The sequence below is a fragment of the Williamsia deligens genome, from assembly GCF_024171765.1.
Lineage (GTDB): Bacteria > Actinomycetota > Actinomycetes > Mycobacteriales > Mycobacteriaceae > Williamsia_A > Williamsia_A deligens.
Genome location: NZ_JAMTCI010000001.1, coordinates 1,846,054 through 1,858,980, shown reverse-complemented (window position 1 = coordinate 1,858,980; position 12,927 = coordinate 1,846,054). Strand labels below are relative to the sequence as shown.

Sequence of the window (12,927 nt, the reverse complement as noted above, 5' to 3'; positions counted from 1 at the left end):
AGTTGTCCACAGGCGGGGCGGCGCGTATGGGTCTTGTCGGTGGGCGACCGTACAATCGAACACATGAGCGAGACGGCAACCTTCGACACCTCGGGTGTGGTGGCGTCGTTGGCTGCCGACTCGGCGCTCCCCGCTCATGAGTTGGTGGAGGTTCTGTCGCATTGTCGGGCGATCACCTCGTCAGCCGACTATCGGATGCTGTGTGCCGCGTCGCTCATCCACGACGAACGGTGCGAGGACTATCTGGTGTCGGTCGCCGAACACGACTCCGGGCAGCGGGAGTCGCTCGACGAACTGCTCGCCGCGGGGATGGACCATCTCGCCGGACGCGACCCCCGAGCCGAATACGGGCCAGATGGGTTGGAGCGTGCGACCGCTGAGGTCGGTGCCGTCCTGAACGTGCCGGCGTCGAAAGCGCGGGAGTACATCGTCGCCGGGGACACCGCCCGGTACCGGTTGGTGTTCACCGCACAGGCGTTGGCGGTAGGTCGTATCGACCTGGCGGGGTTCCTGCTGATCTGTGGTCGCACGAAACTCGTCGTCGATCCCGAGCTGGTCAAGATCGTCGACACCCACATCGCCCAGGCCCTGTTCGAGCGGCCACCACTGTCACGAGCCCGGCTGATCGCGATGGTCGATCGCATCGTCGCGATGATCGACCCCGACGCACTGGTCCGGCGCCGGGAGCGTGTCCACGCTGACCGCGACGTCACCATTCGTCCCGACCGCTTCCAGCCCGGCGCCTCCCGCGTCACCGCCACACTTCCCGACATCGATGCCACCGCCATCGACACCCGCCTGTCGGCGATGGCCGGTGCGGTCCACACCGGCGACCCACGGAGCCGGGCGCAACGGCGCGCCGACGCGCTGATCGCTCTCGCCGCCGGGGTGGATCACCTCGTGTGCGGCTGCGATGCCTGCACCACCGATGTCGATGTCGACCCCGTGCCGACCGATGCCCCTGCCGCTCAGCCGAGCACACCTGCTGTGGGTCCGGCGCGACCGATGTTTCACATCGTGGCGAACCTGTCGACGCTGCTCGGACACGATGACGACCCCGGATACCTCGACGGCCGCGGGATCATCGACGCCGACACCATGCGCGCACTGTTCGCCGACGCCGAGCGGGAGTTCCTGCGCTGCGACGACCCCGCACCGGCCGCCTCAGCAGCGTCGACCTATGTCCCGTCGAAGAAGCTGGCCGCGCTGATTCGGTGCTCGGAGCTCTGCTGCACCTTCCCGGGTTGCTCAGCACCGGCATGGAACGTCGACCTCGACCACACCACCCCGTTCGACCACCACAATCCAAATTCCGGCGGCCAGACGACCCGGGACAACCTGAAACCACTGTGCCGGTTCCACCACCGCACCAAAACGTTCGACAAACGGTGGCGCGACTACCAGACACCACTCGGCGAGGCGTTCTTCGAATCCCCCACCGGACACATGTTCCTCGGCAACGCCTACACCGCCGTCGACATCTTCCCCGCCCTCGGACCACCCAAAAAACCCGAGAACCACCCCGCGAGAACCACACTCGCAAACCGACGCGACACAGAACGCGCCGCACACCTGCGCGCCATCGAACGCGCCGAGGACGCCGACCCACCGCCCTTCTGAGCGCCGACGCAGCTACAGGGCCTCACGGCCGTCGGTGTACCGAGCCCCCCACTCGTTCAGCCATGCGACGGCCGGGCGCAGTGTGTCGCCGAGCTCCGTCAGGGAGTACTCGACCCTCGGTGGCACCTCCGCGAACACCTCTCGGCGAACGATGCCGTCTGCTTCCAACTCGCGCAGCTGGCGGGTCAGAACACGGGGGTTGACCGGGCCGACAGCCCGCCCGAGTGCGCCGAACCGCATCGGTCCGTCCAGCAGGTTCTTGACCACGGTGAGCTTCCACGAGCCTCCGACCACCGCGACAGCGACCTCGACGGGACACACCTGCATCGCCGACACGACGGCTTTGCGCATCGCTCACCTCATCACTTACGAAACAGTCCGTATGCGACCAGAATGTCAGTACTTGCCGGCCGAGACCTGGCGTACCACCGTTGGCCCCATGAGCGATCCCTCCCACATCCTGTGGCTCTACGCGCATCCGATGCCAACGTCCCTCAACGCGGCTGTGCGGGATGAGGTCATCAGCCGACTCCCCGACCGATCCTGGCGGACCGAGGTCGTCGACCTGTACGCCGAGGGATGGAATCCCCTCCTCTCTCACGAGGACGTCGCCGCTGCGTCCGGGAGGACGCTGTCGGATCGTCAACGAGCTGCAACCCTTTCCGGATCCCCGCCGGATGCAGTACGTACGCAACAGGAACGGGTCATGCGCGCCCAGCTGATCGTGGTCCAGTTCCCCCTCTGGTGGTACGGGATGCCCGCGATCCTCAAGGGGTGGTTCGACCGCGTCTTCACGAACGGATTCGCGTTCGGTGTCCGCGACGAGAACGGGCGCGTCCGCAAGTACGGGGACGGGAACCTGGCCGGACGACGCCTCCTCCCGGTCGTCACCGCCGGTGACAGGGAGACTGCGCTCCGCGATCGAGGGATCAGCGGCGACATCGACGACATCCTCTGGCCACTTCTGCATGGCACTGCCCACTACACCGGGATGACGCCGCTGCGAACCCACCTCATCGCCGAGGCCGACTCGATCTCCGAGAACCGTGTCGAGACGGAGGTGGGGAGGCTGCACGATCGCATCACCGGCGCGAGTCGAGAGCGCCCCCTGGGGTTCCGCTCGCTTCGCGGCGGGGATTACGGACAGGACCACACCCTGCACGACCACGTGGCACCGACGACCACAGGGCACAGAGCCCACACGCGCTTCTAGGGCCGCCCGGCCGCTGAGCCGCCCACAGATCAGCCCGCAGGCGCCGCACAGCGGAGGAGACCTGTCGACGAGGTCGCGGTGGTGAGCACCTGCCCGTCGCGGGAGATCGTGCACGTGACCGACCCGCTGAGGACCACCGCGGTGAGCGAGGGGTCCGAGTCGACGGTGGCCGCCACCGACCAAGGCGGCGAGATCAACGTGGGAGAGATCTTCAGCCTCGTCCCCACCGTGTAGGTCACGCCGAGCACCTGGCCGTTGCCGCTGAGCGCGTACAGGACCTGCCCAGGCGCGGCCGAGGCGCTGGTCTGCGGGGTGTCAGCACCGGCGGACGGGTTGTCGAGGGTGGGCAGCAGGTCGTCGGTGGTCGGCACCGAGGACGTGGATGCCGCGGCCGCTGTCGAGTCGTCGCCGTTCGACCGGCTGACGAGGAAGTACCCCGCCACCACCGCGACCACGACGACGAGGGCCACGATCGCGACGATCAGCCACAGGGTCCGCGACGAGCCGCCACCACCCCCGGGCGGTGGCGGCCCGTCCGGTGCCGGCTGACCGTATCCGTAGGGCGCGCCCGGCGGCGGGTACCCGGGGCCGCCCGGGTACTGCCCGCCGCCGTAGGCCGGGCCACCCCCGTACTGGGGTTCCTGTGGGTACGGCTGACCACCCGCGTACGGATCGAAGGCCCGTGTGGGCGGATTGCCCTGCCCGTAGGGATCCCCCTGGCCGTACGGCCCGCCCTGCGGATAGGGGTTGGGCTGGTAGGGCCCGGCACCCTCCGTCGGCGGGTCGACCGGACGCCACTGCTCGTCGTCGGGTCGATCGGTCATCGGGCGGCCTCCTGCAACGGTGGAACGCCTCGACGCTCAAGGCGCCTCCAGTGTGCACCGAACCCCCGCGTCACACGTCCGCGATGGCCTCGAGCGGGTTGGTCCTGGCGGCGCGCACGGCCGGCCAGGCCGCCGCGACCACCCCGACGACCGCAGCGGCGACGAGCGTGATGCCGATCAGCGAGTACGGGAGCACCGCCCGGGTGACGCCCAGGTCCTTGAACGTCCGCACCACCGCGATACCGAACGCGCTGCCCAGGATCACGCCCAGCACCGCACCGAAGATCGCGATGAGCACCGACTCGATGTAGATGGTCCGACGCACCTGCGCCCGCGCCATACCGATCGCGCGCAGCATGCCGATCTCCCGCTTGCGTTCGATCACCGACAGCGCCAGCGTGTTGATGATGCCCAGGACCGCGATCACCAGGGCGAGCCCCAGCATCGCGTAGAGCACGGCCAACATCTGGTCGATCTGCGACGACGCCTGCCCGGCGAACTCGGCTCGGTCCTCGACCTGGACGGTGAGATAGTCCTTGGTCGCCGCGGTCAGGTCGGAGCGCAACTTGTCCACGGACACACCGTCCTTGGCCTTCACCAGGATGAGACGGTCGGCGCGGAACGAGGCCGGGATGAGCTTCTCGTATGCCCCCGACCCCATCTGCCACGGGTCGAGCACCTGGTTGTCCTCGAAGATGCCGGTCACGCGGACGGGCACCACCGCGCCGTCGTATCCCGTGAAGGTGATGGTGTCGCCGCGCTTCCACCCCTTCGCCTGACTGACCTTCTGCGACACGATGATCCCGTCCGACGGGATCGACGGCGACGCCCCGTCGAGCATCGTGTACGGCGCGACCTTCGACAGGTCGCCCGCAGGCGAGACGCCGGTGACCCCGGCGCCGTCGACCTTCGCCGCGACGATCCGGAACGACACCGCGGTCGCCACGTCCGGCGACGTCGTGGCGGCGGACACCACCGATGTCGGCAGCGACCCCTGGTCCGATGTCGCCAACACCAGATCGGCACTGAGGTTCTTGTCGATGGTGTCGTCGATGGAGCCCTTCAGGCTCGACCCGAACGTCCCCACGACAGCGACCAGGATCAGACCGAGCGTCAACGCGAACGCGGTCGCCGCGGTACGTCGGGGATTGCGAACGGCGTTGGTGCGGGCCAGGATCCCGATTTTGCCGAACGGACGGCCCAGCACCCGGCCGAGCGCGCCGACGAACGGCCGCGACAGCGCCGGCGCCGCGAACACCACCGCCAGGATCATGACGAACGCACCGGCACCCACGGTCACGGCGAACTTCGCGCCCTGACCGGACGTCCCGACCCCCAGCAGCACCACACCGATCACGGCGAGCACCGCGCCGGTCAGGGTGCGGCGACGCAGCGACGACGCGCCGTCGGTCTGGCTCTCCCGCATCGCCTCCACCGGCGACACCTGCGCGGCACGGCGAGCCGGCGCGTAGGCGCTGACCATCGTCACGACGATCCCGACGGCCATACAGGCGATCACCGCGGACGGCGTGACGGCCAGTGGCGCGGTGGGCAGTCCGGAGTTCGCCGACGTGATCGCCTTGAGCAGCGCCGCCAGCCCGATGCCGATGGCGAGGCCCACGGCCCCGCCGACGACACCCACCACGAACGCCTCGAGCAGGACCGAGCGCGTGATCTGCGTCCGAGCCGCTCCGATCGCCCGCAGCAGGGCCAGTTCCCGCACCCGCTGCGCAATGATCATCGCGAAGGTGTTGTAGATGATGAAGGTGCCGACGACGAGGCCGATCGCGGCGAACCCGAGCAGGATGTAGTTGAAGACGTCGAGGAACTTGTTGACCTGGTCCTTCTCCTCCTGCCGGACCTGATCCCCGGTCTGCACCGAGTAGCCGTCACCGACCACCCGCGAGATGCGTTGTGTCAGTTCGGTCGGCGAGACACCCGGCACCGCGGACGCCTCCACGTAGGCGGGTGACCCGTCGGAGAACAGGTCGCGCGCCACGGACTGCTGCATCTGCACGTTGACGTAGCCGCCGGTGTCCTGCGGGAGGTCGAGGATCCCGACGACCTTCACGGAGAGCGGTTCGCTCGAGCCACGGCCGACGACGAGCTTGGTGGTCGACCCGACGGACAGCCCGGCCTTCGTCGCCGCCGAGGCGTTCAGCGCGATCTCCCCGGTGCCCTGCGGGGCACGCCCACCCGGCTCGACGACGCTCTCCGTCGGCGACAACGACTGCGCGGACGGCAGGAACGCACTCCCGATGCTCGGGGCGCCACCGGACTGCAGTGCCGTGCCGTCGGCCTTGGCGATGGTCACCGGCGCCGTGTACCGCGGGACGAGGCGATCGATGCCGAGTTGCGATTGGTCCCGTTCCAGGGTGTCGACGACGGACTCGGGCAACCCGTTGGCCTGTGACTGCGACGGGCTGACGCGGGCGTCGACGCCGAGCGCGACGCCGTCGAAGATCTTGTCGAACGCGGTCGAGATGGTGCTGGTGAAGATGATCGACCCGGCGACGAACGACGTCCCGAGCACCACCGACAGCACCGTGAGCACGAGACGCACCTTGTGCGCGGCCAGGTTCCGCAGGGAGACCCGCCGCATCGCGGAACCGGCCATCAGGGCTTGGCCTGACGTGCCGGGTCGTCGAGGTCGCGCAGGAACGCGTAGACGTCGTCGGCCGACGGCGACCGCAGCTCCTCCACGATCCGTCCGTCGGCGAGGAACACCACGCGGTCGGCCCAACTCGCGGCCCGCGGATCGTGGGTGACGATGACGACGGTCTGACCGAACTCGTCGACCGCGGCCCGCAGGATGCCCATCACCTCCGCCGACGACCGGGAGTCGAGGTTGCCGGTCGGCTCGTCACCGAAGATGATCGACGGCCGCCCGACGAGGGCGCGCGCGCACGCCACACGCTGCTGCTGACCGCCGGACAGCTCGCTCGGCCGGTGGTCGAGGCGCGCGGTGATGCCGAGCCGCTCGGTGACGGTGTCGAACCACTGCGCATCCGCCGTGCGCCCGGCGATGTCGAGCGGGAGCGTGATGTTCTCGCGCGCGGTGAGGGTCGGCACCAGGTTGTAGGACTGGAAGACGAACCCGATCCGGTCGCGACGGAGTCGGGTCATGGCCTTGTCGTCGAGGGTCGTCAGGTCGGTGTCGCCGATCGTCACCGACCCGCTCGACACCGAGTCGAGGCCGGCGAGACAGTGCATCAGCGTCGACTTGCCCGACCCCGACGGGCCCATGATCGCGGTGAACTCACCGGTCGCGAACGACAGGGAGACGCCCTTGAGCGCCTCGACGGTGGTGTCGCCGGCGCCGTAGGTCTTACGGACGTCGTCGGCGCGGGCCGCGACGGTGGCGGTGGCGCTGCGGGCGCGGTCGTCGGTGCTCATCGGGACTCGCTCTCTGAGGGCATGGGGAGATCTTCGCCCGACACCGTAGTCACGGCATCCGGGCACACCCTGAGAAAGACCCCTGAGCTGGTCCTGGTCCGGCCGGAGCCGGCCTCAGTTCAGCGCGAGGACGTGGAACTTCGTCTTCTGGCCCGGCGTGGCGAAGTTGTCGTCGCTGACGAGGACGAGCGACCGCCGCCCGTCGGCCAGTCGCGGCCCCCAGGCCATGCCCTCCACGTTGTCCGGGCGCAGCAGGGGCAGCATCCCGAAGTCGTAGACGAGGCGCTTGGGCATCACCGTCTCCGACCCGGAGAGCTTGAAGCGGCCGCCCACCTGTGTCGCACCGCGCGTGGTCGCGAGGAACACCTTGATGTCGTTGCGGTTGGTCGCCGGGTCGTACCCACGCTCCAGCACATAGAAGTCGGTGCCGTTCACGGCGAGGATCTCCGAGACACCCTTGCTGGCCCGGCTGCTCGCACCCTTCGCGAGCGGATCGGTGCGGTAGACGTACTCGCTCGTCCCCTTGGGACCGAACACGGCCAGACGGGACCGGGTGCCGGCGGCGAGGGTCGGGTCACCCCCGTCCTGGGCCAGAGACCGCTCGGTCATCGCGGCGACGGTGCCGCCCGGGATCACCGCGAGCCCCTCGAAGCCGTCGTTGACGCCCATGCCCCGGTTCGGCCCGGGGATGTACGCCGACGGGATCCGGAGGTCGCGGACGTAGAGCCCGAGCGGGGTGACCACCCGGATCCAGGGACGAGCACCTTCGCTGCTGACGACGTAGTTCCCGCCGAGCCTGCGGATGCCCTCCATGTCCATCTGGCCGGGCAGCAGAGGGATGTTGCGGGGCCCGAGGACGGTGCCGCCACCGGTCAGGATCGGGGTGGGCCCGGTGAACATCCCGTTGCCGGCGATCGGCAGCCGGAACTGGAAGTACCGGGCCGGACCGAACCGCCCCGGGTCGTCGCTGACACCGACGTAGTTGCCGCCACCGACGGCGTCGAGACCCGAGATGCCGCCCCAGCGGAACGGCGCGGGGACGAAGTTGTCGGGGACGGTCAGCGTCGAGATGTACCGAGCCGGCAATCCGGCCGGCGCGGGCGGCGCCGCGTGCACCACGCCCGCACCCACCGAGACCGAGGCGACGAGCGCTGTGACCAGCGATCCGACGCGGAACAGGGGGGTGCCGACACGGCGCAGCCTCATGGACCGGATGCTACCGAATGCAGCATCCATGATGCGTCGTGAACGGTCGCAAACGAGACATGCCCGATACCGCCCCGCGACACGGGACGTCGGTCGGGTCAGCCCAGGCGCTGCTTGAGTGCCGCGAACTCGTCGGCGATGCCGCTGGGCAGCTTGTCCCCGACGAACGAGAACCACTCCTCGATGGAGGGGATCTCCTCGCGCCACTCGTCGACGTTCACCGACAGCGACTCGGCCACGTCGTCGACGTCGACGTCGAGCCCGTCGAGGTCGAGCGCCTCCGGGCTCGCGACGACGCCGATCGGCGTCTCCACGCCGGACGCGGTGCCCTCGATCCGCTCCACGATCCACTTGAGCACCCGGCTGTTCTCGCCGAATCCCGGCCACAGGAAGCGCTTGTCGTCACCGCGACGGAACCAGTTGACGTAGAACACCTTCGGCAGCTTCGACTCGTCGGCGTTCTTGCCGAGGTCGATCCAGTGCTGCAGGTAGTCGCCGACGTTGTAGCCGAGGAACGGCAGCATGGCCATCGGATCGCGGCGGACGGTGCCGACCTTGCCCTCGGCGGCGGCGGTCTGCTCGGAGCCGACGGTGGCGCCCATGAACACGCCGTGCTGCCAGTCGCGCGCCTCGGTGACCAGCGGGACCGTGGTCTTGCGACGACCGCCGAACAGGATGGCCGAGATCGGGACACCCTGGGGGTCGTCCCACTCGGGCGCCATGATCGGGCACTGGCTCATCGGCGTGCAGTACCGCGAGTTCGGGTGCGCCGCAGGGCCGTCGGAGTCGGGCGTCCAATCCTGTCCGCGCCAGTCGATGAGGTGGTCGTGCTCGCCCTCGAGCCCCTCCCACCACACGTCGCCGTCGTCGGTCTTGGCCACGTTCGTGTAGATCGTGTTGCCGGCCTCGACGGTCTTCATGGCGTTCGGGTTCGACGACCAGTTGGTGCCGGGCGCGACGCCGAAGAACCCGAACTCCGGGTTCACGGCGTACAGGCGACCGTCCTCACCGAACCGCATCCAGGCGATGTCGTCGCCGAGGGTCTCGGCACGCCATCCGGGGACGGTCGGCTGGATCATCGCCAGGTTGGTCTTGCCGCAGGCGCTCGGGAAGGCCGCGGCGATGTAGTACGCCTTGTCCTCGGGGCTGATCAGCTTGAGGATCAGCATGTGCTCGGCGAGCCAGCCCTCGTCGTGGGCCATGGCCGACGCGATGCGCAGCGAGTAGCACTTCTTGCCCAGAAGGGCGTTGCCGCCGTAGCCGGATCCGAAGGACCAGATCTCGCGCTCCTCGGGGAAGTGCGTGATGTATTTCGTGGAGTTGCAGGGCCACGGCACGTCGGCCTGGCCCTCCTCCAGCGGTGCGCCCAGCGAGTGCAGCGCCTTGACGAAGAAGCGGTCCTCCCCGAGCGCCTCGACGACCTTCGGCCCGACGCGGGTCATCACCCGCATCGACAGGACGACGTACTCGGAGTCGGTGATCTCGACGCCCAGCTTCGGGTCCTCGGCACCCAGCGGGCCCATGCAGAACGGGATGACGAACATCGTGCGGCCGCGCATGCACCCGCGGTAGAGCTCGGTCATCGTCTCGCGCATCTCGGTGGGATCGACCCAGTTGTTCGTGGGGCCGGCGTCCTCCTCGCGGTGCGAACAGATGAACGTCCGCGACTCGACGCGCGCGACGTCGGCGGGATCGGAGTGGGCGAGGAAGGAGTTCGGCTTCTTCTCCTCGTTCAACTTCGTGATGGTGCCCGCGGCCTGCAGATCGGCGGTGAGGCGATCCCACTCCTCGTCGCTGCCGTCGGACCAGACGACGCGATCGGGCTGGGTCAGCTCGGCGACGTCGGCCACCCAGCGCAGGAGTTCGGCGTGCTTCGTGGGAGCACTGTCGGGATCGAGTCCGGGAATGGTCGCCGAGGTCATTCGTCTCTCCTGGTGGCCGTCGGGCACGGACGGCGTCGACGGGTCGGCAGATGTCGCCCCGACACGCCGCAGTGTCGGTTTGTCCAGGTTACCGGGCGACCGACCACGTGTTCTACCTGGGTGACCGATCGCACGGTCGGGACCAGCGGGTCGTCGTCAGCGGGTCCTCGTGGGCTGTCCTCAGCGCAGGCGACCGACGTCGGTGCGGACCCATTCGCCGGTGCGGTCGTCGAGACGATGCGTCTCGACCTCACCGTCGCCACGGACCTCCGTGATCGCGTCCACCCGGCCGTCGTGGTCGGTGTCGGTGTAGACGGTCATGCCGTCCGGTCCGACGCGGGTCAGGGAGTCCGCGACGCCGTCGGCGTCGGTGTCGGTCTCGGCCGGACCCAGGTCCCAGATCCGGTCCCCCTCCGCGATCCACAGGTGATCGTGGGCGTCGTGCGCCGGGCTGACGTGCGCGGCCGCGGCGAAATGCGGCTCGTCGAGGCCGTCGACACCCGCGAGGGGACCGTCGTGGTCGTCGGGGTCGGACAGACCGTCGAGGTGGGTGTGGACGTCCATCAGGTCGTCTCCGATCGTCGGGGTCCGGCGGGCTCAGGGACTCCCGGGGCGGGGGCCTCCCGTGCATTGGACGCAGCGGGGCGGCGATCGGTTCCCCGGGTGCCGCCGGGATCCCGTGCCCCGCCCAGCGCCCGGATGCGCTCGTCCAGCGCGGACACCTCCCGGGCGGCCTCCACGGCCCGCCGCTCGGCGTGACGCACCACCCGGCCGCTGATCAGCGACTCGGCGTCGGCGAGACGGACCGCCACGTCCTGGTCGATCACCGACCGCGCCTCGGCGAGCGCGGCGTTCGTCGCCGAGCGCACCCGTGCACGCGTCGCCGCCCGCCGGCGCACCGTGGTGATGACGAGACCGATGACGGCTCCGACGACCAGCGCGAGCGGGGTGCTGATCTGGTGCACGACCTCCACCTCGGTGAACGGCTCCACCAGGAACCGGGCGACCGCGAAACCGGACGCGGCACCCAGCAGGACACCGACGATCTCTTCGGTGGGGGCGCCGACGGGCGGCGGGTCCCGGACCACGATCGGTGACGCGGGAGCCGGCGGTTCCGGCCGGAAGGGCTCGACGCCCAACAGCACCGCGGCCCGCAGACGGTCCAGCTCGTCGTCGACCCCGGCCAGCACCTGCGTCTGCAGGTGCGCGACCCGTTCGTGCAGCCACCGTCGGTGCGCCGCGACACCGCCACCGCGCAGGTGGGCGACCACCGCGTCGGACTCCTCGACGACGTCCCGCAACCCCGCGACGGTCTCGGCCGACGCCGACGTCCGGATCCGACCGAGCCCGCCACGCACGGCGGCGAGACGATCGGTCCGGCCGCGGTCACGCCCCCGCACCACCCGGGCACGCCGGGCACGCAGCGCCGCGAGCTCGTCGGCCCGCGTCCGCCCGGGGCTGTCGTCGACCGCCGGCCGCGGGACGACCCGACCGTCGATGAGCCGCTCGCGGATCCACCCGGCGAGTGCGTCCACCCCCGACTCGTCGACGGCACCGGCGAGGGCGGCCGCAGCGGACACGGCGAACACCGGCAGTTCCTCGTAGGGGTCCAGCGCGGCCCGGGACGACCGGGCGACCGTGGGCCAGTCCCAGAACGCGTCGACCTTGGTCACGACGACGGCGACATGCCCGACCGCATCCCGCAGCGCGTGCAGCGCGGCCCTGTCGTCGGCACCGCACATCGAGGACGGTTCGACCACGAGCAGCCCGACGACCGCGCCGGACGCCCCCACGGCGTCGGGGCGCGCGACCGCGACGCTCAGCCGGGAGTCGACCTCCGCCAGAGCGTCGGCGAGAGTCGCGGCCCCGGACCGGGGCACCCCGGTGATCACCACGGAGCTCACCCGCGCACCCCCGCGAGCGTCGCCTCGATCGCGTCGCGCTCGACCCCGCTCGCGGCGATCCGGTCGAGCAGGCCGGCGACGACCTCGCGACGGTGGACGACGACCGTCGGCCACATGTCCTCGAGCACCGGCCGGAGTGCTGCGACACCGCTCTCACGGGCCAGCAGTGCGTTGAGCTGCGCCGTCGCACACCGACGTCCCACCGCGAGCGCGTCGGCGATCTCGTCGCACGCCGTGAGCAGCCCGTACTGGTCGAGGCGGCGCAGCAGTCGGGTACGCATCATCCGCTCGTCGGACTCGCCGACCACGAACGTCGCCGCCATCGACGGCACCGTCTCGCCGGTGGCGACCATCTCGTGCAGGAACGCGACCTCGTCGTCGGACAGGTCCACACAGGCCAACAGGCTCATCACCGGCGTGACCGGCATGCCGATCCGGGCCGCGCACTCCTGGGCGCGCTCGATCGCCTCGTCCCACCCGCCGAGCGTGTCCGCCTTCGCGAGGACCACCACCGTGCGGTCGAGAGGGAGCCGCCGCAGCTCGTCGAGGTCCTCCGACCGCGGCCACCCCACCAGCGCGTGGCACCAGACGTCAGCGTCCTCGAGGTCGTCGCCGGGGACGATCGGCGCCACGGCGAGCTGGTCGCGCAGCGCCCGGGCGAGGGTGTCGCGACCCGTGCCGGGCCGTCCGCGCACCGCGACCCGCAGCGGACCGTCGAGGACGCGATGGGCCCGCCGCGCACGCTCATCGTCGGGGTGACGCCGCAGGATCTCCTCGACCGCCGACGACAGGATCGGGTCCACCTGCTCCCCTTCTCCCACGCTCCGGCTGTATCCGCGCCG

Annotated in this window: 11 protein-coding genes; 2 read left to right on the top strand and 9 right to left on the bottom strand. The window is 70.2% G+C overall.

The genetic code is table 11. The annotated features are described in order from the left end of the window. Positions 1-63: 63 nt before the first annotated feature. Positions 64-1,620, top strand: a complete 1,557-nt coding sequence (locus LX14_RS08945; protein WP_253646867.1) for an HNH endonuclease signature motif containing protein — start codon at positions 64-66, stop codon at positions 1,618-1,620. 12 nt (positions 1,621-1,632) lie between these two features. Here LX14_RS08945 and LX14_RS08940 read toward each other — a convergent pair whose 3' ends face one another. Next, complete coding sequence (locus tag LX14_RS08940; protein WP_253646866.1) at positions 1,633-1,971, bottom strand: winged helix-turn-helix transcriptional regulator; 339 nt, start codon at positions 1,969-1,971, stop codon at positions 1,633-1,635. Positions 1,972-2,059: 88 nt separating this feature from the next. Between LX14_RS08940 and LX14_RS08935 the strand changes: the two genes are divergently transcribed. Then, complete coding sequence (locus tag LX14_RS08935; protein WP_253646865.1) at positions 2,060-2,833, top strand: NAD(P)H-dependent oxidoreductase; 774 nt, start codon at positions 2,060-2,062, stop codon at positions 2,831-2,833. A gap of 29 nt (positions 2,834-2,862) precedes the next feature. Here the strand turns inward: LX14_RS08935 and LX14_RS08930 are convergent, their stop codons facing one another. The 8 genes from LX14_RS08930 to LX14_RS08895 all read right to left on the bottom strand — a co-directional run bounded on the left by LX14_RS08930 (position 2,863) and on the right by LX14_RS08895 (position 12,906). After that, a complete protein-coding gene (locus LX14_RS08930; RefSeq protein ID WP_253646864.1) occupies positions 2,863-3,657 on the bottom strand; it encodes a hypothetical protein in 795 nt (264 codons plus the stop codon). A gap of 70 nt (positions 3,658-3,727) precedes the next feature. Further along, positions 3,728-6,274, bottom strand: a complete 2,547-nt coding sequence (locus LX14_RS08925; protein ID WP_253646863.1) for an ABC transporter permease — start codon at positions 6,272-6,274, stop codon at positions 3,728-3,730. Then, positions 6,274-7,053, bottom strand: a complete 780-nt coding sequence (locus LX14_RS08920; RefSeq protein WP_253646862.1) for an ABC transporter ATP-binding protein — start codon at positions 7,051-7,053, stop codon at positions 6,274-6,276. Before LX14_RS08920 ends, LX14_RS08925 begins: the two co-directional genes overlap by 1 nt. 114 nt (positions 7,054-7,167) lie before the next feature. Further along, entirely contained in the window at positions 7,168-8,259 is a 1,092-nt protein-coding gene (locus LX14_RS08915; protein ID WP_253646861.1) for an esterase-like activity of phytase family protein, read from the bottom strand. Positions 8,260-8,357: 98 nt separating this feature from the next. Beyond that, entirely contained in the window at positions 8,358-10,181 is a 1,824-nt protein-coding gene (locus tag LX14_RS08910) for a phosphoenolpyruvate carboxykinase (GTP) (protein ID WP_253646860.1), read from the bottom strand. Positions 10,182-10,361: 180 nt separating this feature from the next. Next, positions 10,362-10,745: a DUF6802 family protein gene (locus tag LX14_RS08905; RefSeq protein WP_253646859.1), complete on the bottom strand. Its 384-nt coding sequence runs from the start codon at positions 10,743-10,745 to the stop codon at positions 10,362-10,364. Beyond that, positions 10,745-12,085, bottom strand: a complete 1,341-nt coding sequence (locus LX14_RS08900; protein WP_253646858.1) for an amino acid adenylation domain-containing protein — start codon at positions 12,083-12,085, stop codon at positions 10,745-10,747. Before LX14_RS08900 ends, LX14_RS08905 begins: the two co-directional genes overlap by 1 nt. Beyond that, positions 12,082-12,906 carry a hypothetical protein gene (locus LX14_RS08895; RefSeq protein WP_253646857.1) on the bottom strand — a complete coding sequence of 275 codons (825 nt, stop codon included), beginning with the start codon at positions 12,904-12,906 and terminating at the stop codon, positions 12,082-12,084. Before LX14_RS08895 ends, LX14_RS08900 begins: the two co-directional genes overlap by 4 nt. Between the last annotated feature and the right edge of the window lie 21 nt (positions 12,907-12,927).

Coding starts and splice junctions, on each gene's coding strand:
- LX14_RS08910 (WP_253646860.1), bottom strand. CDS start 10,181: ATGACCTCGGCGACCATTCCCGGACTCGATCCCGACAGTGCTCCCACG.
- LX14_RS08905 (WP_253646859.1), bottom strand. CDS start 10,745: ATGGACGTCCACACCCACCTCGACGGTCTGTCCGACCCCGACGACCAC.
- LX14_RS08915 (WP_253646861.1), bottom strand. CDS start 8,259: ATGAGGCTGCGCCGTGTCGGCACCCCCCTGTTCCGCGTCGGATCGCTG.
- LX14_RS08940 (WP_253646866.1), bottom strand. CDS start 1,971: ATGCGCAAAGCCGTCGTGTCGGCGATGCAGGTGTGTCCCGTCGAGGTC.
- LX14_RS08945 (WP_253646867.1), top strand. CDS start 64: ATGAGCGAGACGGCAACCTTCGACACCTCGGGTGTGGTGGCGTCGTTG.
- LX14_RS08935 (WP_253646865.1), top strand. CDS start 2,060: ATGAGCGATCCCTCCCACATCCTGTGGCTCTACGCGCATCCGATGCCA.
- LX14_RS08920 (WP_253646862.1), bottom strand. CDS start 7,053: ATGAGCACCGACGACCGCGCCCGCAGCGCCACCGCCACCGTCGCGGCC.
- LX14_RS08925 (WP_253646863.1), bottom strand. CDS start 6,274: ATGGCCGGTTCCGCGATGCGGCGGGTCTCCCTGCGGAACCTGGCCGCG.
- LX14_RS08930 (WP_253646864.1), bottom strand. CDS start 3,657: ATGACCGATCGACCCGACGACGAGCAGTGGCGTCCGGTCGACCCGCCG.